Annotated in this window: 17 protein-coding genes and 1 riboswitch; of the genes, 10 read left to right on the top strand and 7 right to left on the bottom strand. The window is 73.1% G+C overall.

Going from position 1 to position 22,703, the window contains the following annotated elements; translation table 11 throughout:
• Nucleotides 1-151 (bottom strand): glycosyltransferase (locus AB0E96_RS20320; protein WP_359825480.1); only part of this gene is annotated, 151 nt, incomplete at its 3' end.
• Between the two features lie 244 nt (nt 152-395).
• Complete coding sequence (locus AB0E96_RS20315) at nt 396-836, bottom strand: SRPBCC family protein (RefSeq protein WP_359825474.1); 441 nt, start codon at nt 834-836, stop codon at nt 396-398.
• A gap of 91 nt (nt 837-927) precedes the next feature.
• Between AB0E96_RS20315 and AB0E96_RS20310 the strand changes: the two genes are divergently transcribed.
• Nucleotides 928-1,827: a HipA family kinase gene (locus AB0E96_RS20310; RefSeq protein ID WP_359825471.1), complete on the top strand. Its 900-nt coding sequence runs from the start codon at nt 928-930 to the stop codon at nt 1,825-1,827.
• Nucleotides 1,828-2,029: 202 nt separating this feature from the next.
• On the opposite strand, the gene AB0E96_RS20305 is transcribed toward AB0E96_RS20310, so the two are convergent.
• The 3 genes from AB0E96_RS20305 to AB0E96_RS20295 all read right to left on the bottom strand — a co-directional run bounded on the left by AB0E96_RS20305 (nt 2,030) and on the right by AB0E96_RS20295 (nt 6,353).
• The gene (locus AB0E96_RS20305) at nt 2,030-3,514 is read right to left on the bottom strand and encodes a S8 family serine peptidase (RefSeq protein WP_359825469.1); all 1,485 of its coding nucleotides are present in this window, start codon (nt 3,512-3,514) and stop codon (nt 2,030-2,032) included.
• Between the two features lie 254 nt (nt 3,515-3,768).
• The gene (locus AB0E96_RS20300) at nt 3,769-4,887 is read right to left on the bottom strand and encodes an amidohydrolase family protein (protein ID WP_359825467.1); all 1,119 of its coding nucleotides are present in this window, start codon (nt 4,885-4,887) and stop codon (nt 3,769-3,771) included.
• Nucleotides 4,888-4,889: 2 nt separating this feature from the next.
• Nucleotides 4,890-6,353, bottom strand: a complete 1,464-nt coding sequence (locus AB0E96_RS20295; RefSeq protein WP_359825465.1) for a glutamine synthetase family protein — start codon at nt 6,351-6,353, stop codon at nt 4,890-4,892.
• 531 nt (nt 6,354-6,884) lie between these two features.
• On the opposite strand from AB0E96_RS20295, the gene AB0E96_RS20290 reads away from it, so the two are divergent.
• The 9 genes from AB0E96_RS20290 (at nt 6,885) to AB0E96_RS20250 (ending at nt 18,604) form a co-directional block, all read left to right on the top strand.
• Nucleotides 6,885-8,660, top strand: coding sequence for a 3-hydroxybutyryl-CoA dehydrogenase (locus tag AB0E96_RS20290; protein ID WP_359825462.1), 1,776 nt, complete (start codon nt 6,885-6,887; stop codon nt 8,658-8,660).
• A gap of 257 nt (nt 8,661-8,917) precedes the next feature.
• Nucleotides 8,918-9,841, top strand: coding sequence for a TetR family transcriptional regulator (locus tag AB0E96_RS20285; protein ID WP_359825460.1), 924 nt, complete (start codon nt 8,918-8,920; stop codon nt 9,839-9,841).
• 369 nt (nt 9,842-10,210) lie between these two features.
• The gene (ccrA, locus tag AB0E96_RS20280) at nt 10,211-11,581 is read left to right on the top strand and encodes a crotonyl-CoA carboxylase/reductase (RefSeq protein ID WP_359825457.1); all 1,371 of its coding nucleotides are present in this window, start codon (nt 10,211-10,213) and stop codon (nt 11,579-11,581) included.
• Between the two features lie 8 nt (nt 11,582-11,589).
• On the top strand, nt 11,590-13,620 hold the full coding sequence (locus tag AB0E96_RS20275; RefSeq protein WP_359825455.1) for a protein meaA: 2,031 nt from the start codon (nt 11,590-11,592) through the stop codon (nt 13,618-13,620).
• A 42-nt stretch (nt 13,621-13,662) separates the two neighbouring features.
• On the top strand, nt 13,663-14,625 hold the full coding sequence (locus AB0E96_RS20270; protein ID WP_359825452.1) for a CoA ester lyase: 963 nt from the start codon (nt 13,663-13,665) through the stop codon (nt 14,623-14,625).
• Nucleotides 14,626-14,636: 11 nt separating this feature from the next.
• Nucleotides 14,637-15,140, top strand: coding sequence for a MaoC family dehydratase (locus AB0E96_RS20265; protein WP_359825449.1), 504 nt, complete (start codon nt 14,637-14,639; stop codon nt 15,138-15,140).
• A gap of 216 nt (nt 15,141-15,356) precedes the next feature.
• Entirely contained in the window at nt 15,357-16,559 is a 1,203-nt protein-coding gene (locus tag AB0E96_RS20260; protein ID WP_359825446.1) for an acyl-CoA dehydrogenase family protein, read from the top strand.
• A gap of 487 nt (nt 16,560-17,046) precedes the next feature.
• On the top strand, nt 17,047-17,739 hold the full coding sequence (locus AB0E96_RS20255; RefSeq protein WP_224280704.1) for a phosphatidylserine decarboxylase: 693 nt from the start codon (nt 17,047-17,049) through the stop codon (nt 17,737-17,739).
• Between the two features lie 73 nt (nt 17,740-17,812).
• Nucleotides 17,813-18,604 carry a CDP-alcohol phosphatidyltransferase family protein gene (locus tag AB0E96_RS20250; RefSeq protein ID WP_359825477.1) on the top strand — a complete coding sequence of 264 codons (792 nt, stop codon included), beginning with the start codon at nt 17,813-17,815 and terminating at the stop codon, nt 18,602-18,604.
• 139 nt (nt 18,605-18,743) lie between these two features.
• Here the strand turns inward: AB0E96_RS20250 and AB0E96_RS20245 are convergent, their stop codons facing one another.
• Both AB0E96_RS20245 and AB0E96_RS20240 read right to left on the bottom strand, forming a co-directional pair.
• Entirely contained in the window at nt 18,744-20,069 is a 1,326-nt protein-coding gene (locus AB0E96_RS20245; protein ID WP_359825443.1) for a hypothetical protein, read from the bottom strand.
• 782 nt (nt 20,070-20,851) lie between these two features.
• A complete protein-coding gene (locus AB0E96_RS20240) occupies nt 20,852-21,958 on the bottom strand; it encodes a hypothetical protein (protein WP_359825440.1) in 1,107 nt (368 codons plus the stop codon).
• Between the two features lie 297 nt (nt 21,959-22,255).
• A riboswitch (cobalamin riboswitch) is annotated at nt 22,256-22,389 on the top strand.
• Nucleotides 22,390-22,703: the final 314 nt, after the last annotated feature.

The following is a 22,703-nucleotide window of genomic DNA, read 5'->3' as shown; positions in this document are numbered from 1 at the left end:
CGCCCACCGCGGCGGCCTCCTCGGCCAGCCGTCCGCCGCGCGGGCAGGCGACCAGCACCCGGTGCCCGGCCTCCCGCTGACCCCGGACCAGATCGGCGACGACGCGGGCGACCCCGCCGTCCACCGGCTGTGAAATGTGAAGGATCGTCATATGCACGGCGGCGAGCCTAGGGTGGCTCACCGGCGCCGGACGGCCCCCGTCACCCGCAGGTGGCGGTTCGGCCACCCGTACGGCTTTCGGCTCGTACGGGAGACCGAGCCGCTCGAATTCCCGGGCGATTCGACCGCTTCGATGGATCTACGCGCGCGAATCGCGCGGTTGGCGATTCCGGCGCCCGGGAGGTCCCGGCGGACCGGGACGGGCCTCGGTGAGGCTCAGCGGACCCCGATGAGGCTCAGCGGACCTCGGCGGCGAGGTTGGCCAGCACCTGGTCGTGGATCCGGTTCAGGCCCTTCGGGGCGAAGGTGCGCTCGAAGAAGCCCCCGATGCCGGTGGCCCCCTGCCAGGTCGTGTTCACGGTGACCTTGGAGCGCCCCTCGCCGACGGCCGCGACGGTCCAGGTGATCACCATGCTGGAGTTGGCGTCCTTCTCCACCAGCTGGTCCGGCTCGGGCGCGGACACGGTGAACAGGCAGTCGCGCACCCGCTTCTCGGTGGCCTGGAGCTTCCAGTGCACCTGGGTGCCGGCACCGGTGCCGCCGACCCGCACCTCGTACTCGCTGTACTGCGCGGGCAGCAGCTTCGGGCGGGTCACCTGGTAGTCGGCCAGCGCCTCGTACACCCGCTCGGGGGCGGCGTCGTAGACCCGCTCGGTGGTGGCCTGCACCTGTCCCATGACCTTGCTCTCCTCATGTGGTGGGAACCGCTCTGTCCGGCTAGCCAATCACAGGCTCACGCCCGCGACGCGGCGGGATAGGGTGGCCGGTGTGCTCGATCTGGTGACTGCAGTGCGCTACGTCGACCCGCTGCGGGCCGGCGGTTCCGTCCCCGGCGTGGTGGAGACCGACGACCTGGGAACGTACGTGGTCAAGTTCACCGGGGCCGCGCAGGGCCGCAAGGCGCTGATCGCCGAGGTGATCGTCGGCGAGCTGGCCCGGCGGCTGGGCCTGCGGGTGCCGGAGCTGCGGCTGGTGGACTTCGACCCGGCCGTCGCCGCGGACGAGCCGGACGCCGAGATCCAGGACATGCTCAAGGCCAGCGCCGGCCTCAACCTCGGGATGGACCTGCTGCCCGGCGCACGGGACTTCCGGCCGGGAATGATCGCGGTGGACTCGGCCGAGGCGGGCCGGGTGGTCTGGCTGGACGCGCTGACCGGCAACGTCGACCGCACCGTACACAACCCCAACCTGGTGGTCTGGCACGGCCGGCTCTGGCTGATCGACAACGGCGCCGCACTGATCTTCCACCACCGCTGGGCGGGCGCCGGGTCGGCGGTCGGCAAGCGGTACGACCTCAGCGCGCACGCGCTCGGCGGCTCGGCCCCGGACGTCCGGCTGGCCGACGAGGAGCTCGGACCGCTGGTCACCGTGCCACTGCTGGAGGAGGTGGTGGCGCTGGTCCCGGACGAGTGGCTGGCCGACGAGCCCGGCTTCGACTCGGTGGACGCCGTCCGGCACGCCTATGTCACCCACCTGGCCGCCCGGGTGGTGCTCTCGGAGGAGTGGCTGCCGGAGGGCTTCGCCACCCCCGACCAGCTGCGCGAGGCGGAGCGGCGGCAGGCGGCCCGGACCAGGGCCGGGCGGCCCGCCTGGCTGCGGGAGGTGCCGGACCTGCACGGCAAGCCGTCGGTGGAGACGGTCTGGGAGCACCACTTCGACGAGGGCTGACCGGGCCCGGGCGCGGCCCGGTCGGTGCCGTCCGCCCGCGATCGCCGGGCGACTTCCGGGCGGCCACAGGGTGATCGCGGGGCGACCGCCGACGAGCGGTCGGTGCCGGAACGCGACCGGGGAGCGGGACCCCGTGGGCCCGCTCCCCGGTACTGCCGTTCCTACCGCTTCCTACTGTTCAGAGGTGTCCGCGGTCAGCGCGTCAGCGCCACCACTGGACCGCCTTCTCGGCGTTGACCAGGCCCGCGCCGTAGAAGCCGTTGTCGTTCGTGGTGCCCTCGCAGGTGGCCTTCCACGCACCGGCACCGCCCGGGTTGAACTCGCCGGTCGGGCACGGGACGGACTCCGCGTGGCTGGTCAGCATCTCGGTCAGCTCGTCCGGGCTGGCCCACGGGAAGGTGCTGGCCAGCAGCGCGACCACACCGGCGACGTGCGGGGTGGCCATCGAGGTGCCCTGCATGTAGCCGTACTTGCCACCGGGGATGGTGGACAGGATGCGGCCGTCCTTGTCCGGGGTGTTCGGGATCTGGAAGCGGCGGTCACCACCGGGGGCGGTGACGGAGACGACGCCCTTGCCGTAGCTGGAGTAGTACGACTTGATGCCGTCGGAGCCCACCGCGGAGACGGCGACGACGCCGGGCAGCTCGGTCGGCAGCGACAGGCAGTCGTTGGTGACCGGGCGGGTCACCGGGGTGGTGTCGTCCGGGCTGGCCACGTCGACGGTCTTGTGCGCCAGGTCGAGGTTCTCGTTGCCCGCGGCGGCGACGTTGAGGACGCCCTTGCGCTGCGAGAAGGCGACGGCCTTGCGGACGGCGTCCGAGATGGCCGCCTGGTCCTTGTCCGTCTTGCAGTTGAACATCCACGGGTCGACGAAGTAGCTGTTGTTCGTCACCTTGAAGTTGTGCTCGCCGGCCCACACGAAGCCGCAGATCGCGTTCTCCGCGTAGATCATGCCGGCGTCGTCGACGACCTTGACGGCGGCCAGCTTGACGCCCGGCGCGACGCCGACGACGCCCTTGCCGTTCTTGGCGGCGCCGATGGTGCCCGCCACGTGGGTGCCGTGGTCGCTGGTGGTCGGCTGCCAGGCCTTCCAGTCGGTGTTCGTCCTGCCGTCGATGCAGGAGACCGACTGCGAGGCGTCCACGTTGGCGGCCAGGTCCTCGTGGGTGGCGTCGATGCCGGAGTCCAGCACGCCGACGGTCACGTTGCGGCTGCCGAGCGAGATCTTGTGGGCCTTGTCGGCACCGATCTGACGCATGTCCCACTGGTAGGCGCCGTAGGGCTCCTCGCCCGGAGCGGCCGCGACGGTCGGCTCGGCGGCGACGTCGGCCTTGCCCTGGTCGGAGGCCTGGATGCCCTTGGTGCGGCTGGCGCCGACCGAGTCGACACCCTTGGCCAGGCGCAGCTTCTCGGCGAACTTGGTGTCGGTCGAGCGGGCGACCACGACGCCGACCTGCTCGTACGACTGGACCACGGTGCCGCCGAGACCGGTGATGGCCTTCTCGACCTTCTGCACCTGGCCGTGGTTGGCCTTGGTGTTGACGATGTAGCTCATCAGCGGACCGGTCGTCGAGTCGGCCGAGGGGGCCGCGACGGCGGTGCCGGCCGGCAGCGCGAGGGCGCCGGCGGTGGCGAGCACGACGCCCACTGCCGCGTACCGGGTACGGCTGATCCGAGGAACACGCATGAGGGTTGGCCTCCCGAGTCGTCAGGCGGCAGCTGCGGTGGGCAGGTGCGCTCTGGGAATGACCGGGACGCTAATGAATATTTGCTTATAAGCGCAAGAGGTAGTCATCTAATCGTCACATCTTGACCAGGAACCGGGGTTACGGCCGCCCCGGGATCAACAAGGAAACAGAGGTCAAGAGTGTTAAAAAGTGATGGTTCGCCGACGTGCGGCCACGACCGCCACGACCACGGCCACCAGCGCGGATCGCACCGCTACAACGCGTACAACCGACGCGCGTTGTCCCCGCCGACCAGCCGCGTCACCCGCTCGGCGTCGGCCGCGGAGCAGGCGCCGTCGGCCAGCCAGTCCGCGAGCAACACACCCAGTCCGTACCGGAACTGACAGGTGCCCACCAAATACAGTTCGGGAAGCCCGTAGGCGTCGGTGGAGAAGAGCATTTTCCCGAACGGGGCCAGCTCCAGCATCTCGCCCAGCACCGCGGCCACCCGCGGGCCGGTGTAGGAGGCCGTCAGCCCGAGGTCGGTGTACACCGTCGGGAAGGCCTGGGCCAGCCAGGCGGCCTGCCGGTGGTACGGGTAGCCGTGCAGCAGCACCAGCGGGACACCGCTGGGCTCGGCGGCCCGCACGAAGTCCGTCAGCAGGGACGGATCGGCCCGGTGCAGGGTGAGGTCCGGATCCCCGAAGCCGGTGTGGAGTTGGAGCGGCAGGCCGAGGTCGGCGCAGACGTCCACGGCCGTCCACAGCAGGTGGTGCAGCAGCACCGGGTCGGCCGGCCGGTCCGACCCGGCCCGCAGATGGGCACCGGCCGCGGCCACCACGGCGGCGGTGGAGGGGCGTTCGGCCGGGACGGCCAGGCCGTGCCGGTAGGCGAGCACCGACTTGACCGCGACGGCCCCGGCGGCGGCCGATCCGAGCGCCTGCGCGACGGCCCGCGGCCAGTCACCGGCGCCGGACGCCACCGCCCCGGCGACCGACTCCAGCCGGACCACCTCGCGCACCGACGCCCCGGCGGCCTCGGCGAGCCCGGCCGGCGGCAGCAGCTCCTGGCCCGCGGCGGCGGTCAGCCCGGTGTCCACCAGGAGGGTGTCCAGCCCGGCCGCCGCCAGCAGCCTCCCGGTGGCCTCGGCCGCGCCCAACTCCCGCCGCCGGGCCAGGTAGTCGGCGGCCGGGGTGTGCGCGGGCAGGCCCAGCGCGGGCGGGCACCAGCGCCGCACCGCGAGGCCCAGCGCGCTGTCGAAGGGCGAACAGCCGGGCGCGGGCGGCCGGTCGGACTCGGTGAGCAGCCCGGCCAGGGCCTCGTCGGTGAGCTCGACCGCCACCACGCTGTGGCAGTGGTGGTCGACCAGCGAGGGCTCCTGCGGCCGGGCCATGGTCAGTACCGCCAGCGGGTGGCCGCGACCAGCTCCTCGGGCGTGACGGCCGCGCTCTGCTCCTGCTCCGCCCGGCGCACCGCCAGCACCGCCTGGAAGAGCGGCTCCCCGAGCGCCTCGCGCAGCACCGCCGAGCGCTCGTACGCGGCGATCGCCTCGGCCGGTCCCGTCGGCAGCCGGGGCACCGTGCCGGGCTCGGCGGCTGCCGGATCCCCGGTGAACTCCGGTGGCAGCGCGCGGCGTTGGTCCAGCCCGGCGAGGCCGGCCGCGATCACCCCGCCGACCGTCAGGTACGGGTTGCCGCTCGCGTCGAAGCACTTGACCTCGGCGTTGGCGGCGGCGGACCGCTCACCGGTGGAGCCCGTCACCAGGCGCAGCGCGGCCTCCCGGTTCTCCAGGCCCCAGCACTGGTAGGCGCCGGCCCAGTGCGAGGGCACCAGCCGCAGGTACCCGGCCGGGCTGGAGCAGCCCAGCACCAGCAGCTCGGGCAGCGCGTCGAGCACTCCGGCGAGGAAGCCCTCGGCCTCGGCCGTCAGGCCGTGCGGGCCGGGGCCGCCGTGGCCGAGGTTGCGGCCGTCCCGCCAGAGGCTGACGTGCAGGTGCCCGCCGTTGCCGACGCCGCCCGCCTCGACCACCGGGGCGAAGGAGACCCGCAGGCCGTGCCGGGCGGAGACGGCCCGGACGGTGTGCCGGACCAGCACGGAGGTGTCGGCGGCGGCGACCGGGCCCTCCGGGGCGACCGAGACCTCGAACTGGCCCGGGGAGTACTCGGGGTGGATCTGGAGGACGCTCAGCCCCTGCCGGTCGAGGGCGCGCAGGACGTCGCGCAGGTAGTCGGAGAGATCGGTGACCCGGTGCATCCCGTACGCGGGGCCGTGCGTCGGGTACTGCGGCTCCTCCCCCGGGGCGCCGGCCAGCGCGACCGTCCACTCGACCTCGATGCCGGCCTTGAGGCTCAGGCCGCGGGCGGCCGCCACGGCCCGGGCCCGGCGGGCGAACAGCCGCTGGCAGCCGGGGTGCGGGGTGCCGGCCTGGGTGTACCTGTCCCCCGGGGCCCAGGCCCAGCCGGGCTGGGCGGCCAGCGGGACGATCCGGTCGAGGTCCGGGTAGAGCCTGAGGTCCCCAGTGGGGCCGCCGATGATCGGGCTGGTGGTGATCCCGTCGTCGGCGAGGAAGACGTCGAAGCAGGGCGCGGTGCCGACGCCCCACTGCGCGGCGTGCACCAGGCCGCCGAGCGGCACGGCCTTGACCCGGGTGATGCCGGCGTTGTCCACCCAGGTGACGGCCACCGCCTCGACGGCGTCGGTGCGCAGCCGGTCGACGGCCTGCTCGGCGCGCGCGGCCCGCTCGGCGCGCGGCGGCAGCGCGACGGCCTCCGCCGCGGCGGCGGCGAGCCGTTCGGCGGTGACGGGCGGCTCGGCGGGACCGGGCGCGGTGGGGCCGGCGGTGGCGGTTCCGGTGGTCATGCCCTCATGCTGCCCAGCCGGCCGGGGCCGGCTAACTCCCCTATCGGGTGGTCCCCTTGGCCGCCCCGTTCACCCGTTCACTCGTTCGGGTAAAAACCGGGTTCCCCGCCGGCCGCCCGCCCGCGGTCCCGGGCGGGTTTCCGCCCACACCCCCTTCCTACTCGCGAGTAGCTTCGCTACAGTGGCCGGACGCACCACCGCCGGGCCTCGGGAGCCGCACCGGCGGGGCCCGCGGTCGCCGTGTCTCCGGCGCCCGCCCAGTGCGCTTTCACCGGCCGGTGCCGCGGATCGCGGCGGGCCGGATCCCCCCTCGTATCAGAGCCGCTTCCTTCACCCTCGAGCGCCTGAGCACCACGGCACATCCGCAGTTCGGCCGGAGCGGACCGGCCGCTGCACCGGTGCGCCGCACCCCGTCATCTCCCCAGCCCCCGCGCGTGGACCCTCCTCCGGCGGCGGCCGCCCCCGGCGCACGGGCGCGGCGGCGTGCCCGCCGGAGCACGCGCGGGCCCTTCAGGACTAGGAGTCAGGACAATGGAGCGTCCCTTCCCCGCCGTCGCCGTCGTCGGCCTCGGCACGATGGGTGCCGGCGTCGCGGTGGCGGTCGCCAAGAGCGGCCGCCGGGTGATCGGCATCGAGGCCACCGAGGACTCGGCCGCCCGGGCGCTGGCCCGGATCGAGGAGGCCACCGCGCACGCGGTGGACCGGGAACGGCTGACCGCCGAGGAGCGCACCGGGCTGCTGGCCCGGATCTCCGTCGGCCACGAGCTGTCCGCCGCCGGCGGCGCGGACCTCGTCATCGAGGAGGTGCCCGAGCAGTTGGAGCTGAAGCGGGAGGTGTTCGCCGAGCTGGACCGGATCTGCCCGGAGACCACCGTGCTGGCCACCGGCACCACCGCGCTGTCGGTGACCCGGATCGCCGCGGCGACCGGCCGTCCGGAGCGGGTGCTCGGCCTGCACTTCTTCAACCCGGTGCACGGCATGAAGCTGGTCGAGGTGGTCCGCACGGTGCTGACCTCCCCGCGGACCGCCGAGGACGCCGCCGCCTTCGCCCGCGACCTCGGCAAGGAGCCGGTCGCGGCCGGCGACCGGGCCGGCTTCGTGGTGAACGGCCTGCTGTTCGCCTACCTGAACCAGGCCGCCGCGATGTTCGAGTCCAAGTACGCCTCGCGGGAGGACATCGACGCCGCGATGCGCCTCGGCTGCGGCCTGCCGATGGGCCCGCTGGCACTGCTCGACCTGATCGGCATCGACACCGCGCGCACCGTGCTGGAGGCGATGTACGAGCAGTCCCGGGACCGCCTGCACGCGCCCGCGCCGATCCTCGGCCAGCTGGTCGCGGCCGGGCTGCTGGGCCGCAAGACCGGGCGCGGCTTCTACACCTACGAGGCGCCCGGCTCGTCCCGGGCCGTGGACGCGGCCACCGGCCCGGCCCGGCCCGCGGTGCCCGGCCGAGAGGTGCGCACCGTCGGCGTCTGCGGCTCGGGGACGATGGCCACCGGCATCGCCGAGGTGTTCGCCAAGGCCGGGCACCCGGTGCTGCTGGCCGCCCGCAGCCAGGCGAAGGCCGACCGGGCCAAGGCGCAGCTGGCCCGGTCCCTGGAGCGCTCGGTGGCCAGGGGCCGGCTGTCCGACGGGCAGCGGGACGCCGCGCTGGCGCTGGTGACCCCGGTCGGCCGGTACGCCGAGCTGGCCGAGGTCGACCTGGTGGTCGAGGCGGTCGCCGAGGACCTGGAGGTCAAGCGGGAGCTGTTCGCCACCCTGGACAAGATCGTCAGGCCGGGCGCGGTGCTCGCCACCACCACCTCCTCGCTGCCGGTGATCAGCTGCGCGACCGCCACCGCGCGGCCGCAGGACGTGATCGGCATGCACTTCTTCAACCCGGCGCCGGCCATGAAGCTGGTCGAGGTGGTCTCCACCGTGCTGACCGCGCCGGACGTCACCGCGACCGTGCTGGAGCTGACGGCCCGGGTGCACAAGCACCCGGTGGAGTGCGGCGACCGGGCCGGCTTCATCGTCAACGCGCTGCTCTTCCCCTACCTGAACGACGCGGTGCGGATGCTCCAGGAGCACTACGCGACGGTGGACGACATCGACACCGCGATGAAGCTCGGCTGCGGCTACCCGATGGGCCCGTTCGAGCTGTTGGACGTGGTCGGCCTGGACGTCTCGCTGACGATCGAGCAGGTGCTGCACCAGGAGTTCCGCGAGCCCGGCCTGGCCGCCGCTCCGCTGCTGGAGCACCTGGTCGCGGCGGGCTGCCTGGGCCGCAAGACCGGTCGCGGCTTCCGCGACCACGCGCGCCGGTGACCGTGCCGCAGGCCGGGGGCGGCCCGTACGAGCTTCCGTACGAGCCGCCGTACGAGCCGCCGTTCGGGCTCCCGCCGGCCGGTCCGCCCGCCGCGCAGCCGCACGGTTCCGCGTCCGCGGCGGCCGCCCCGCGCCCCGGCTGGAGCCCCGGGACGGTGCCCTCGCGCTGGCCCCGCCCGGCCGTGACCGGACCGGTCGCACCGGTACGACGGGGAAGGGCCGCGGCCCCGCCGTCCGGGCCGTGTAGCGTTCCGGACATGGATCGGGTTCAGTCAACCTCCCCGCAGCACCCCGCCGGGCCGCACGGCGGCGCCGACCGGACCGCCTCCTCGACCGGGGGCACCGGGCCGGAAGGCGGGCCGGGCAGCCGCCGGGCGGCGGCCCAGCGCCAGCAGATGCGCCAGGACCTGGCCACGGCCGCGATGGAGCTGTTCGCCTCGCAGGGCTACGAGGAGACCACGGTCGACCAGATCGCGGCCGCCGCCGGGGTGGCCCGGCGCACCTTCTTCCGGTACTTCCGGTCCAAGGAGGAGGCGATCTTCCCGGACCACGACGACACCCTGGTCCGGGTGGCCGACCTGCTGGCCAGCGCGGAGCCGGAGGAGCACCCGCTGGACGTGGTCTGCCGCGGCATCAAGGAGGTGCTGCGGATGTACGCCTCCACCCCGGGGGTGTCGGTGGCGCGGTACCAGCTGATCCGTCAGGTCCCGGCGCTGCGCGAGCGGGAGATCGCCGTGGTGGCCCGCTACGAGCGGCTGTTCACCCGCTACCTGCTGGGGCGCTTCGACACCGGCGAGTCCATCCCGACCGGCTGGCAGCGCGGCGGCGAGGACGACTCGATGCTGGCCGAGGTCTCGGCGGCGGCGGTCGTCGCGGCGCACAACCACGTGCTGCGGCGCTGGCTGCGGGCCGGCGGCCGGGGCGACGTGGAGGCGCAGCTGGACCACTCCTTCGAGGTGATCCGGCGGACCTTCTGGGCCTCCAGCGCGCCGGGTGCCAGACGGCGGGGATCGGTGGTGGCACCGGGTGCCACTGGGACCCCGGGGGACGTCGGGGCGGAGAGCGCACTGAGTGCCAGCCCCGGAGGTGAGGTGCTCATCACAGTCGCCAGGACGGACGCTCCACTGGACGTCGTGGTGGACAGCATCCGGGCTGCCCTGAGTGGCGCCAGGCCGTCGTAAGCAGGGCATTCACGCAGGTCAGAGTGGTTCGAAAGGCCCGCGCCGCACGTTCGGCGCGGGCCTTTCGCATGCCCGCGCAACGCGTGTCACGCCGCCCCGGAAGCCGTCGGAATTCCTGGCACCCGGTGTCTTTACGAGTGGCACAGGGTGCCACTACCTTGTTACTCACCAGTCGCGGCGCCGCGGCTCCCCACCTCGGCGCGCCGTCGTCCGGCGTTCCCACACCCCGGGAGCAGAGCCAGCACGGCCCGGTCCACCCCGGGCTCCCCGCCTGACCCGCCCACCACCCATCTCAGCGAAGCCGGTGTCCGCTCCCGGCTCCCCCAGACGCCCTGTGACCCTCGCACAGGTACGCCTTCGGAGGCAGCCATGCAGGAAATCCTCGACGCGATCCTCAGCACCGACAGCACGTCGGCGGACTTCGCGGCGATCAAGCTCCCCGAGTCCTACCGGGCGGTCACGCTCCACAAGGACGAGGAGCAGATGTTCGCCGGCCTCGACAGCCGCGACAAGGACCCCCGCAAGTCCCTTCACCTCGACGACGTCGCCCTGCCCGAGCTGGGCCCCGGCGAGGCCCTGGTCGCCGTCATGGCCAGCGCGGTCAACTACAACACCGTCTGGAGCTCGATCTTCGAGCCGGTCTCCACCTTCGGCTTCCTGGAGCGCTACGGCCGGCTGTCCCCGCTGACCAAGCGTCACGACCTGCCGTACCACGTGGTCGGCTCCGACCTCTCCGGCGTGGTGCTGCGCACCGGCGCCGGGGTCAACGCCTGGAAGCCGGGCGACGAGGTCGTCGCGCACTGCCTCTCGGTCGAACTGGAGTCCGCGGACGGCCACAACGACACGATGATGGACCCGGAGCAGCGCATCTGGGGCTTCGAGACCAACTTCGGCGGCCTGGCCCAGCTGGCCCTGGTGAAGACCAACCAGCTGCTGCCCAAGCCCAAGCACCTCACCTGGGAGGAGGCCGCCTCCCCCGGCCTGGTCAACTCCACCGCCTACCGCCAGCTGGTCTCGCGCAACGGCGCCGGCATGAAGCAGGGCGACAACGTGCTGATCTGGGGTGCCAGCGGCGGCCTCGGCTCGTACGCCACCCAGTACGCGCTGGCCGGCGGCGCCACCCCGATCTGCGTGGTCTCCAACGACCAGAAGGCCGAGATCTGCCGCGCCATGGGCGCCGAGGCGATCATCGACCGCTCCGCCGAGGACTACCGGTTCTGGAAGGACGAGAACACCCAGGACCCGCGCGAGTGGAAGCGCCTGGGTTCGCGGATCCGCGAGTTCACCGGCGGCGAGGACGTGGACATCGTCTTCGAGCACCCGGGCCGGGAGACCTTCGGCGCCTCGGTGTACGTCACCCGCAAGGGCGGCACGATCGTCACCTGCGCCTCCACCTCCGGCTACATGCACCAGTACGACAACCGGTACCTGTGGATGTCGCTCAAGCGGATCGTCGGCTCGCACTTCGCCAACTACCGCGAGGCCTTCGAGGCCAACCGCCTGATCGCCAAGGGCAAGATCCACCCGACCCTGTCCAAGGTCTACTCCCTGGCGGAGACCGGACAGGCCGCCCTGGACGTCCAGCACAACAAGCACCAGGGCAAGGTCGGCGTGCTCTGCCTGTCCCCCGAGGAGGGCCTGGGCGTCACCGACCACGAGCTGCGCGAGAAGCACCTGCCCGCCATCAACCTCTTCCGTGAGCTTGACGAGCGGACCATCCGACCGAGCCGGAACGTGTGAGCCCCTCGATGACCGAACCCCAGAAGCGCGACCGCCCCTGGCTGATGCGCACCTACGCCGGCCACTCCACCGCGAGCGACTCCAACGCGCTCTACCGGCGGAACCTGGCGAAGGGCCAGACCGGGCTGTCCGTCGCCTTCGACCTGCCGACCCAGACCGGCTACGACTCCGACCACGTCCTCGCCCGCGGCGAGGTCGGCCGGGTCGGCGTCCCGGTCGGGCACGTCGGCGACATGCGCACCCTGTTCGACGGCATCCCGCTCGAACGGACCAACACCTCCATGACGATCAACGCCACCGCGATGTGGCTGCTGGCGCTCTACCAGGTGGTCGCCGAGGAGCAGGGCGCGGACGTCGCCGCGCTCACCGGCACCACCCAGAACGACATCGTCAAGGAGTACCTGTCGCGCGGGACGCACGTCTTCCCGCCCGGCCCGTCGGTGCGGCTGATCACCGACATGATCGCCTACACGGTCGGCAACATCCCCAAGTGGAACCCGATCAACATCTGCAGCTACCACCTGCAGGAGGCCGGGGCGACGCCCGTCCAGGAGATCGCCTACGCGATGTGCACCGCCATCTCGGTGCTCGACGCCGTGCGCGACTCCGGCCAGGTGCCGGCCGAGCGGATGGGCGAGGTGGTCGCCCGGATCTCCTTCTTCGTCAACGCCGGCGTGCGCTTCGTCGAGGAGATGTGCAAGATGCGCGCCTTCGCCCGGCTGTGGGAGAAGGTCACCCGGGAGCGCTACGGCGTCACCGACCCCAAGCAGCGGCGCTTCCGCTACGGCGTCCAGGTCAACTCGCTCGGCCTGACCGAGGCCCAGCCGGAGAACAACGTCCAGCGGATCGTCCTGGAGATGCTGGCCGTCACCCTCTCCAAGGACGCCCGCGCGCGGGCCGTCCAGCTGCCCGCCTGGAACGAGGCGCTCGGCCTGCCCCGGCCCTGGGACCAGCAGTGGTCGCTGCGCATCCAGCAGGTGCTGGCGTACGAGTCGGACCTGCTGGAGTACGGCGACATCTTCAACGGCTCCGAGGTGATCGGCGCCAAGACCGACGAGCTGCTGGCCGGCGCCGAGGCGGAGATCGCCAAGGTGCTGGAGATGGGCGGGGTGATTCCCGCCGTCGAATCCGGTTACCTGAAGTCCAACCTGGTCTCCTCGCACGCCGCCCGCCGGGCCCGGATCGAGTCCGGCGAGGACAAGATCGTCGGGGTGAACTGCTTCGACACCACCGAGCCGAGCCCGCTCACCGCCGACCTCGACACCGCGATCATGGTGGTCGACCCGGCCTCCGAGCAGTCCGTGCTCGCCGCCCTGGAGGCCTGGCGCGCCGAGCGCGACGAGGCCGCCGCCCAGGAGGCGCTGGCCGGGCTCAAGGCCGTCGCCGCCACCGAGGCCAACCTGATGCCGGCCACGCTCGCCTGCGCCCGGGCCGGCGTCACCACCGGCGAGTGGGCCTTCGCCCTGCGCGAGGTCTTCGGCGAGTACCGCGCGCCCACCGGCGTCGGCGGCGCCCCCGTCGCGGTGGCCGCCGAGCCCGGCGGCGAGCTGGAGCAGGTCCGCGCCGCGGTCGCCGCGACCGCCGCGGAACTGGGCGCCGGCAAGCTGCGCCTGCTGGTCGGCAAGCCCGGCCTGGACGGGCACTCCAACGGCGCCGAGCAGATCGCCGTGCGCGCCCGCGACGCCGGGTTCGAGGTGGTCTACCAGGGCATCCGGCTGACCCCGGAGCAGATCGTCTCCGCCGCCGTCGCGGAGGACGTGCACTGCGTGGGCCTGTCCATCCTCTCCGGCGCGCACAGCGAACTGGTGCCCGACGTCCTGAAGCGGCTGCGCCGCGCCGGGGTGGAGGATGTCCCGGTGATCGTGGGTGGCATCATCCCGGCAGCGGACGGCGAGGCCCTCAAGGCCGCCGGCGTCGCCGCCGTGTTCACCCCGAAGGACTTCGGCATCACCACCATCATCGGCCGGATCGTGGACGAGATCCGGCTGGCCAACAAGCTCCAGCCGTGGACGCCCGCACCGACCGCGGCCACGAACTGACCAGCTGACCAGCTGACCACTGGGAAGGGACCCTCGATTCTCATGACCCCCGTCAACCGCCTGCGCCCGCGCCGCTCCTGCCTCGCCGTGCCGGGCAGCAACCCGCGCTTCCTGGAGAAGGCCCAGGGCCTGCCGGCCGACCAGGTCTTCCTCGACCTGGAGGACGCCTGCGCCCCGCTGGTCAAGGAGAGCGCGCGCCACAACATCGTGGACGCCCTCAACAACGGCGACTGGGGCGGCAAGACCCGCGTCGTGCGCGTCAACGACTGGACCACCCACTGGACCTACCGCGACGTGATCACCGTGGTCGAGGGCGCCGGCCCCAACCTCGACTGCATCATGCTGCCCAAGGTGCAGGACGCCGAGCAGGTCAAGGCGCTCGACCTGCTGCTCACCCAGATCGAGAAGACCATGGGCTTCGAGGTCGGCCGGATCGGCATCGAGGCGCAGATCGAGAACGCCAAGGGCCTGATCAACGTCGACGCCATCGCCGAGGCCTCGCCCCGGCTGGAGACCATCATCTTCGGCCCCGCCGACTTCATGGCCTCCATCAACATGAAGTCGCTGGTCGTCGGCGAGCAGCCGCCCGGCTACAACGCCGACGCGTACCACTACATCCTGATGCGCATCCTGATGGCCGCCCGCGCCAACGACCTCCAGGCGATCGACGGCCCCTACCTCCAGATCCGCAACCAGGAGGGCTACCGCGAGGTCGCCCGCCGCTCGGCCGCCCTCGGCTTCGACGGCAAGTGGGTGCTCCACCCGGACCAGGTCGCCGCCGCGAACGAGATCTACTCGCCCGCGCAGGAGGACTACGACCACGCCGAGCTGATCCTCGACGCGTACGACTACTGCACCTCCGAGGCGGGCGGCGCCAAGGGCTCCGCGATGCTCGGCGACGAGATGATCGACGAGGCCAGCCGCAAGATGGCGCTGGTCGTCGCCGGCAAGGGCCGGGCCGCGGGCATGCAGCGCACCACCAAGTTCGAGATCCCGGAAAGCTGAGGGCCCACGGCATGCAGTTCGGACGCACCTACGAGGAGTTCGAGGTCGGCGCGGTCTACCGGCACTGGCCCGGCAAGACGGTCACCGAGTACGACGACCACCTCTTCTGCCTGCTCACCATGAACCACCACCCCCTCCACATGGACACCAACTACGCGGAGAGGACGACCGACTTCGGCAGGAACGTCGTGGTCGGCAACTACGTCTACTCGCTGCTGCTCGGCATGTCCGTCCCGGACGTCTCCGGCAAGGCGATCGCCAACCTGGAGATCGAGTCGCTGCGCCACGTCGCACCGACCTTCCACGGCGACACCCTCTACGGCGAGACGACCGTGCTCGACAAGTGGCCGTCCAAGTCCAAGGACGACCGCGGCATCGTGTACGTCGAGACCAAGGGGTACAAGCAGGACGGCACGGTCGTCTGCGTCTTCCGCCGCAAGGTGATGGTGCCGACCGCGACGTACGTCGAGGAGCGCGGCGGCGAGCAGCCCGGCCGTCCGACCCCGCTCTCCTGAGCCGTCCCGCCTTCCGCCGCTCCCCTTTATAGGGGGCCTCCTCCCACGGACGGCCCCCTCGGCAGACCCCGGACGGGCAGGCCGCCGTCATCGGCCACGCCCCACCCGGAACGGGGGCCCTGCTGCCGCAGCCACGCCGGCAGGGCCCCCGCAATCCCCCCCCCCCGGGGGATTCCCCGACTTTCCGCAGACCCTCAGACCTTTCGGAGCCGCACGATGGGACGCCTCGCACAGACCGACGGCCTCACCGAGATCCAGCGGGACATCCTCGCCACCGTGCGGGATTTCGTCGACAAGGAGATCATTCCGGTCGCGACCGAGCTGGAGCACAAGGACGAGTACCCGACCGCCATCGTCGAGGGGATGAAGCAGCTCGGCCTGTTCGGCCTCACCATCCCCGAGGAGTACGGCGGCCTCGGCGAGTCGCTGCTCACCTACGCCCTGGTGGTCGAGGAGATCGCCCGCGGCTGGATGTCGGTCTCCGGCATCGTGAACACCCACTTCATCGTGGCGCACATGATCAACGCCCACGGCACCCAGGAGCAGAAGGACCACTTCCTGCCGAGGATGGCCGCGGGGGAGATCCGCGGCGCCTTCTCGATGTCCGAGCCGGGCCTGGGCTCCGACGTTTCGGCCATCTCCACCAAGGGCGTCAGGGACGGCGACTCCTACGTCCTCAACGGCCAGAAGATGTGGCTCACCAACGGCGGCACCTCCACCCTCGTCGCGGTCCTCTGCAAGACCGACGAGGGCGGCAGCTCCCCGTACAAGAACATGACCACCTTCCTGATCGAGAAGACGGCCGGCTTCGGCCCGAACCCGGCCGTGCCCGGCCTGACCGTGCCCGGGAAGATCGAGAAGATGGGCTACAAGGGCGTCGACACCACCGAGCTGGTGCTCCAGGACGTCCGGATCCCGGCGGACCGCGTCCTCGGCGGCGTCCCGGGCAAGGGCTTCTACCAGATGATGGACGGCGTCGAGGTCGGCCGCGTCAACGTCGCCGCCCGCGGCTGCGGCGTCGCCCGGCGCGCCTTCGAACTGGGCATCTCATACGCCCAGCAGCGCTCCACCTTCGGCAAGAAGATCGCCGAGCACCAGGCCATCCAGTTCAAGCTCGCCGAGATGGCCACCAAGGTCGAGGCCGCCCACCAGATGATGGTCATGGCCGCCCGCAAGAAGGACGGCGGCGAGCGCAACGACCTCGAGGCCGGCATGGCCAAGTACCTGGCCTCCGAGTACTGCAAGGAGGTCGTCGAGGACGCCTTCCGCATCCACGGCGGCTACGGCTTCTCCAAGGAGTACGAGATCGAGCGCCTCTACCGCGAGGCCCCGATGCTGCTCATCGGTGAAGGAACTGCGGAGATCCAGAAGATGATCGTCGGCCGCCGGCTCCTGGAGGAGTACCGGATCGCCGACTGATCCCCGGTCGCCCGCCGACGGACCGCGTCGCCGGGCGACCCCCTCGAACCGCCGGTCGACGGGCGTGCGGGCCCGTCCCGGCGGAGCGCCGTGCCCCGTCACGGGCCCGGCCTGGTCCGCCTGGGTCCGGCACGGCCTCCAGGAAGCGGCCGCAGGGCGTACAGCTGCAACGACGCGCCCTGCGGCCGCTTCCGCACACCCGCTTCCGTCCGCAACGTCCGTTCCGTGCGCCGGGTTGCGCCGGCGCACCCGTTGAGACAAGAGTCACCAGCCCTGTCCGGTCCCTTGGGAACCGGACCGGGTCGAGCTACGGTCGTAGGAGTGGACGCGCACACGCGCCGCCACCGGACACATGAACGAGCAGGCGGGTTGCCCACCCACCGTGTGCTCCCGATAGCATCCACCGGGACAGCAAGCCGTCCCTCTATTACCGATCCCGCGGTGGCCCCCGTCCAGCGGCCATGATCCCCCGCGACAAAGGTCTTCGATGCCCATCAGCCCGTCCCCTCACACCTCCGTCACGGACCGCGATGCCCTCGCAGCCCCGACGGCCGGTCGGCGACCCCGCGTGACCATCGCGCGCGGAGCCACCCCCTGGTTCGTCCCCACCCTCGCCACGGCCGCCGTGACCACCGCCCTCACCCGGCGCAGCGGCAAGTGGGCCCTGGCGGCGGTACCGGCCTGTGCGCTCAGCGCGGGCATGCTGTGGTTCTTCCGCGACCCCGAGCGTGAGATCGGCACGGGCAGAGTGATCTCCCCCGCCGACGGCGTGGTGCAGAGCATCGACGCCTGGCCGGACGGCCGCACCCGGGTCGCCATCTTCATGAGCCCGCTGAACGTCCACGTCAACCGCGCGCCCCTGCCGGGCACGGTGACGTCGGTCGAGCACGTCGCGGGCGGCTTCGTCCCCGCGTTCAACAAGGACAGCGACCAGAACGAGCGGGTCGTCTGGCACTTCGACACCGAGCTCGGCGACATCGAGATGGTCCAGATCGCGGGGGCCGTGGCCCGCCGGATCGTGCCGTACGTGGACGCCGGAACCAAGGTCGAGCAGGGCGACCGGATCGGCCTGATCCGGTTCGGGTCCCGGGTCGACACCTACCTGCCGGCCGGCGTCGAGGTCGGCGTCGAGGTCGGCCAGAAGACCACAGCCGGGGTGACGCGCCTTGACCGTGACTGATCCTGAGACAATCGTCGGCTTGGACGACGAGGAGACGGCCCTGCGCCGCCGCCGCTGGGCGCGCGACCGCGAGCTGCGCGCCCCGCGCTCTCCCCAGCACCTGTCCACCGCCGACTTCCTGACCCTGGGGAACGCCGTCTGCGGCTTCCTCGCGATCTACTCGATCACCACCGGGGTCCTGGTCCCGCACATCACCAACCCGGACGCCGCTCCGGACCGGCACAGCGCCGCCACCGCGGTCACGCTGCTGCTGATCGGCTCGATGTGCGACCTCTTCGACGGCCTGGTGGCGCGCAAGCTGCGCTCCTCCGCCCTCGGAGCGGAACTGGACAACCTGGCGGACCTGATCAGCTTCGGCATCGCGCCGGCCTACTTCGTCGCGGTCTGGGGCATGGTCTCCCAGGGCTCCAACAGCAAGCTGTCGGCGCTGATCGCCATCACGGTGCTGCTGGCGGTGGTCCTGCGGCTGGCCCGCTTCTCGGCCGTCAAGATGCGGCCCGGGGTGTTCCAGGGCATGCCCTGCCCGATGGGCGCCATGACGGTCATCGCCATCGTGCTGCTCGACCCGCCGTTCCTGCCCGGGCTGCTCGCCATCTTCGGCGCCGCGTACCTGATGGTCAGCCGGATCGAGTACCCGAAGCCGCAGGGGCTGCTGGCCACCGCCACGCTGTGCTGGGTCGTCGTCGCGATCGGCTGCCTGGCCGCCTGGGCGACCGGGCTGCCCGGTGGTGACACCCTGATGCACGTCGGCGCGTTCGCCCAGATCACGCTCGCCGCGATGGCGCCGCTGCTGGTCATCCGCCGCAAGGTGGGGCAGAAGGTCGGCGACGTCCGCGCCCGGCGGGCGGAGTCGCGGCTCGGCTGAGAGTCCCGTTCGGCATTCCGGCCTCACGGCACGGGGAAGGGCCCGGAACCTGATGGTTCCGGGCCCTTCCCCGTGCCGTGCCCCGTACGGCCGGGGCGGCTGTCGTGCCTCTCCCGCCTGTCGGTGCGGCCCGGGCGGGTCAGGCGCCGCCGGTGTGCACGCTGAACGCCGAGCGGCGGGCCGCCCGGGCCACGCCCGGATCCGGGTGCACCCCCGAGACGGCCGTCAGCACCGAGGCCGCCCGCGGGTGGCCGGACTGCCGCGCCCGGGCGAACAGCCGGACCGGGTCCCCCGCCGAGGCGCCCTCGACGTGACCGACCAGCAGCTCGGTCTCGCCGTGGTCGAGCACCGCGGCAGCGGTGTCCACCCAGAGCCAGGCCGCGTCCTCGGCACCCAGCACGTCGGCCGGGGCGACGCCCTCGTCCGCGCGCTCCGCCAGCCACAGCAGCGCGTAGGGGCGCAGCACCGGCTCGTCCACCGACGCGCGCACCGCTTGCTCGGCCGGACCGCCGGCCACCCGCAGCGCCTCGAAGGCCAGCCCGCGCACCAGTGCGTCGTCGCCCTGGGCGGCCTCCAGCAGCTCGCCCACCGCCCGGTCCGCCGGACGGGCCGCGACCCAGGCGCGGAACTCGGCGCGGGCCGGGCCCGGCGAGTAGTCCGCGCAGGCGTTCAGCAGCTCGAAGGCGCTCTGCTCGATGTGCCCGGCCGCGGTCTGCGCGACCGTGCAGATCTCCTCCAGCTTCGCCCGCACCGCCCAGTGGCCGAGCGGCGACAGCTCCGCGGCATCGTTCCTGCGCACCAGCGCGCCGACGGCCGCCAGGCCGTCCAGCATCCAGTCCAGGACGGCCGCCACGTCCGAGGGCGCGGGCGGGGTGTCGATCTGCGGCGCGCGGCAGGTGCCGCGGACGGCGGAGACCGCCGAGGCCGCGTGCGGCACCGGCGACAGGCCCGGCCCGCCGAGGCCGGCGCCGACCCGGCGCTCGTCCAGGCCTCGGCGCAGCAGCTCCAGCAGCTCGCTCTCGGCAACCGGGCCGTCCACCAGGTGCAGGAAGGAGAGCAGCTGCGGGGCCTGGTCCACGGCCTGACCGGCCAGGACGGCGAACACGCCGCGCAGCGCGGCGGGCGGCACCGGGGCGAGCAGGGTCCAGGCGTCGAACAGCGCCGACCAGCCGCGCACCACGGCCTCGTCGTCGTGCTCCCAGGCGTGCAGGCGCCAGCCGGGGCCGGCTCCGCCGTCCCGGGCCTCCACCAGGCCCACCAGCAGCGCCTGCCCCCAGGCCTTGGCCGCGGCGCCGACCGTCATGGCCAGCGCCCGGCCCGCCGCACGGGCGTCGTCCGGGAGCAGTTCGCCGCGCTTGTCGACCTCGGCCAGCTCACCGGACCAGCGGGCCACCCGGACGGCGTCCACCAGCATCCGGCGGGCCAGCGGGGCGAGCTCGGAGGGTGCCGGGAAGCCCTCCGGCACGGGAACCCGGCCCCGCCCGGGAGCCGGAGCGGGTCCTCGTCGCCGGGGTACTCCGTTACGGGGGACACCCGCCCCGCCCGGCCTGCCACCGGCAGGCCGTTGGGCCGTTCCGGGGAGACGGGTCACCGTCGCACCGGTACCGATCGTCGGCGGGAGCGGGGCATCACGGTCGCGCGGATTCCGAGACGTCACGTCGAGCAGTCTTCCCCTTGTACCGGCCTTCTGTCACATCCGGTTGTCCGTACGACCGGGCGACCGGGGGCGGCACCTCCGCAAGATCGGGCAACAGCGGCAAACCGCCTGGCCAAAAACGTGTGACCTGCCCATGCCACCCGATGCGCCCCGGTTGCCGGGAATGCTCGGCCGGTCACTGTGCGTGCAGGTGGGGGGTGAGAGGCCGGTCCAATTTTCGCCCCTGACAACGGGGCAGGTTTTCGCGGGGGCGTTCCGGCCCATGGACGCCGGGCGGGACTGTCCAGCCCGATTCCGGACGGATGGCGAACCGGATGGCGGGATCACGCCGCACGAGAAGTCGGACCGGCCGACTTCTCGTGCATCTCCGGCGAAATGGAGAAACGTTCATTTACGGGCGGGGGGAGGCCCGCCCGGAAAAGACCGGCGAAGCCCGGCCGAAATCGGCGCGCGAGGAGGGGGGCGAGGCGTCCGGAACGAGACCCGCGGGAAACGGGCGCCCCGCACGGGGCACCCGGGGCGCGGAGCGGGGGCGGACGCCCGGGGCGGGACGCAGGGCGTCCGGGGCGGGGCGCAGGGCGGCCGGGTGCTCAGAGCAGGGGCGTGAGCCAGCGGCGGAGGAGCTCGGTGTAGTGGTCGGGCGACGAGTTCCAGAGGGCGGCGTGGTCGGCGCCGGGGAAGGGCCGGAGGCTCACCACGTCGCGGCGGGCGGCGGCCAGCTTCTCGGCGGTGCCGAAGGGCGCGATCGGGTCGTCGGGGCTGTGCAGGAGGAGGGTCGGCACCCGCAGGTCCGTGCCGTCGGCGATCCGGCCGAAGTCGGCGAGGTCGACACCGGTGCGGCCCTCGGCGGCGAGGGCGCCCAGTTCGGCGGCCGTGCCCCGGAAGCCGGCCCGGGCGGCGTCCCGGCGGGCGGAGGTCGGGAGGTCGAGCACCGGCGAGTCGAGGACCAGGCCGCCGACGGCGTGCGCCCACGCGGAACGGGCCACGGTCTGGAGGACCGTCGTCGCGCCGACGGACCAGCCGTAGAGGATCACCTTGCCCGCCCCGCTGTCGAGCGCCAGCCGCAGGGCCGACTCGACGTCGCGCCACTCGGTCTCGCCGAAGTGGCTGAGCCCGTCCGGGGAGGCGGGGGCGCCGCGGTCGCCGCGGTAGGTGACGGCGAGGGCCGGCAGGCCGAGCCGGCCGAGGACGGGGAGCACCGGGAGGGTCTGCTGGCGGTCGGCCCCCGGGCCGTGCACCAGGACCACCCAGGTGCCGCGGTTGCCGTCGAGCCGCCAGGCGGGCAGGGCGCCGAGCTCACCGTCCGCGGTGGTGTCGGCGAAGGCGAGGCCGAGCGCCTCCATCGGGTCGCCGAGCAGGACCCTGGGGGTGAAGCGCACCTCGGTGCCGGCGGCGAGGGTGCCCCGGTCGGCGCGGACCAGCCGGCGGGTGACGCCGCGCTCGTCGCTGTGCAGGACCTCCTCCACGACCGCGTGCCCGCCGTCCGCCCACTCGACCGCCCAGCGGCCGGGACGCAGGCTCGCCGGGCTGCGGGTGCAGGTGACCCGGCCGGGGGCGAGGCCGCGGACCACGACCGGCCCGGACTCCTGGACGGCGGTCACCGGACGGACCATCCGCTCGGAGGCCCGACGGCCGATCACCAGCACGGCGGCCCCGACCGCGGCGGCCGCCACGACGGCGGCGGTTCCCCAACGCATTTCGCTCCCCGCTCTGTTGCTCACGGACCGGACGGTGTTCGTGCACCAGTTCACCGGTGCGCCGCCGCCCGGGCCACTGGGCTGGGCCGTCCGGGTCACCCGGGCGGCGGCCGGGCGGTGCTGAGGAGGCGCCAGGAGCGGCCGGCGCACGCCCGTCGTGCGGCCTTCCGGGCGGCCCGCCGCGTGACCCGCCGTGCGGTCCGTCGTGCGGCCCGCCGTGTGACCAACCCCTCCGTGACCTCGGTTGACTCCCGGTTCGGGCCCGTGATGGGATCCTGGGGCCAAACGGAGGCATGGAGAGGAAGCCGGTGGAAGTCCGGCGCGGTCCCGCCACTGTCACCGGGGAGCACGCTCGGAACATCGCCACGGCGGGCCGTCCACGGCCGCTGGAAGGCTCCGTGGGTGCGTTCGACCCGGAAGCCAGGAGACTCTCGCCACCGTCACGTCGATCCAGGGCGCGGACCCTGAGTGAGGACACGCACGCGATGCAGGCTGCCCCGCCACGCCGGACTCCGAGCTGCCTTCCGCCGTGCCTCCCTCCCCGCCGCCACGCGCCGTGCGGCCGATGACCGCGCGCACCCCCTCCCCCGCTCCGCGTCCGCTGACCCGCGCCGCCGCGTTCGCGCTCGGCGCCGTCGCGGGCTACGCCGCCGACGCCCGCTTCGGCGACCCCCGTCGCCGGGGGCCTCCTTGGTCAGCGAGACGTTGCCACCCTTGGAGAGGCTCACTGGCATGACGATTGCAG

The sequence above is a fragment of the Kitasatospora sp. NPDC036755 genome (genome assembly GCF_040636595.1).
In the GTDB taxonomy this organism is placed as follows: domain Bacteria; phylum Actinomycetota; class Actinomycetes; order Streptomycetales; family Streptomycetaceae; genus Kitasatospora.
This window is presented reverse-complemented; position numbering and strand designations above follow the sequence as displayed.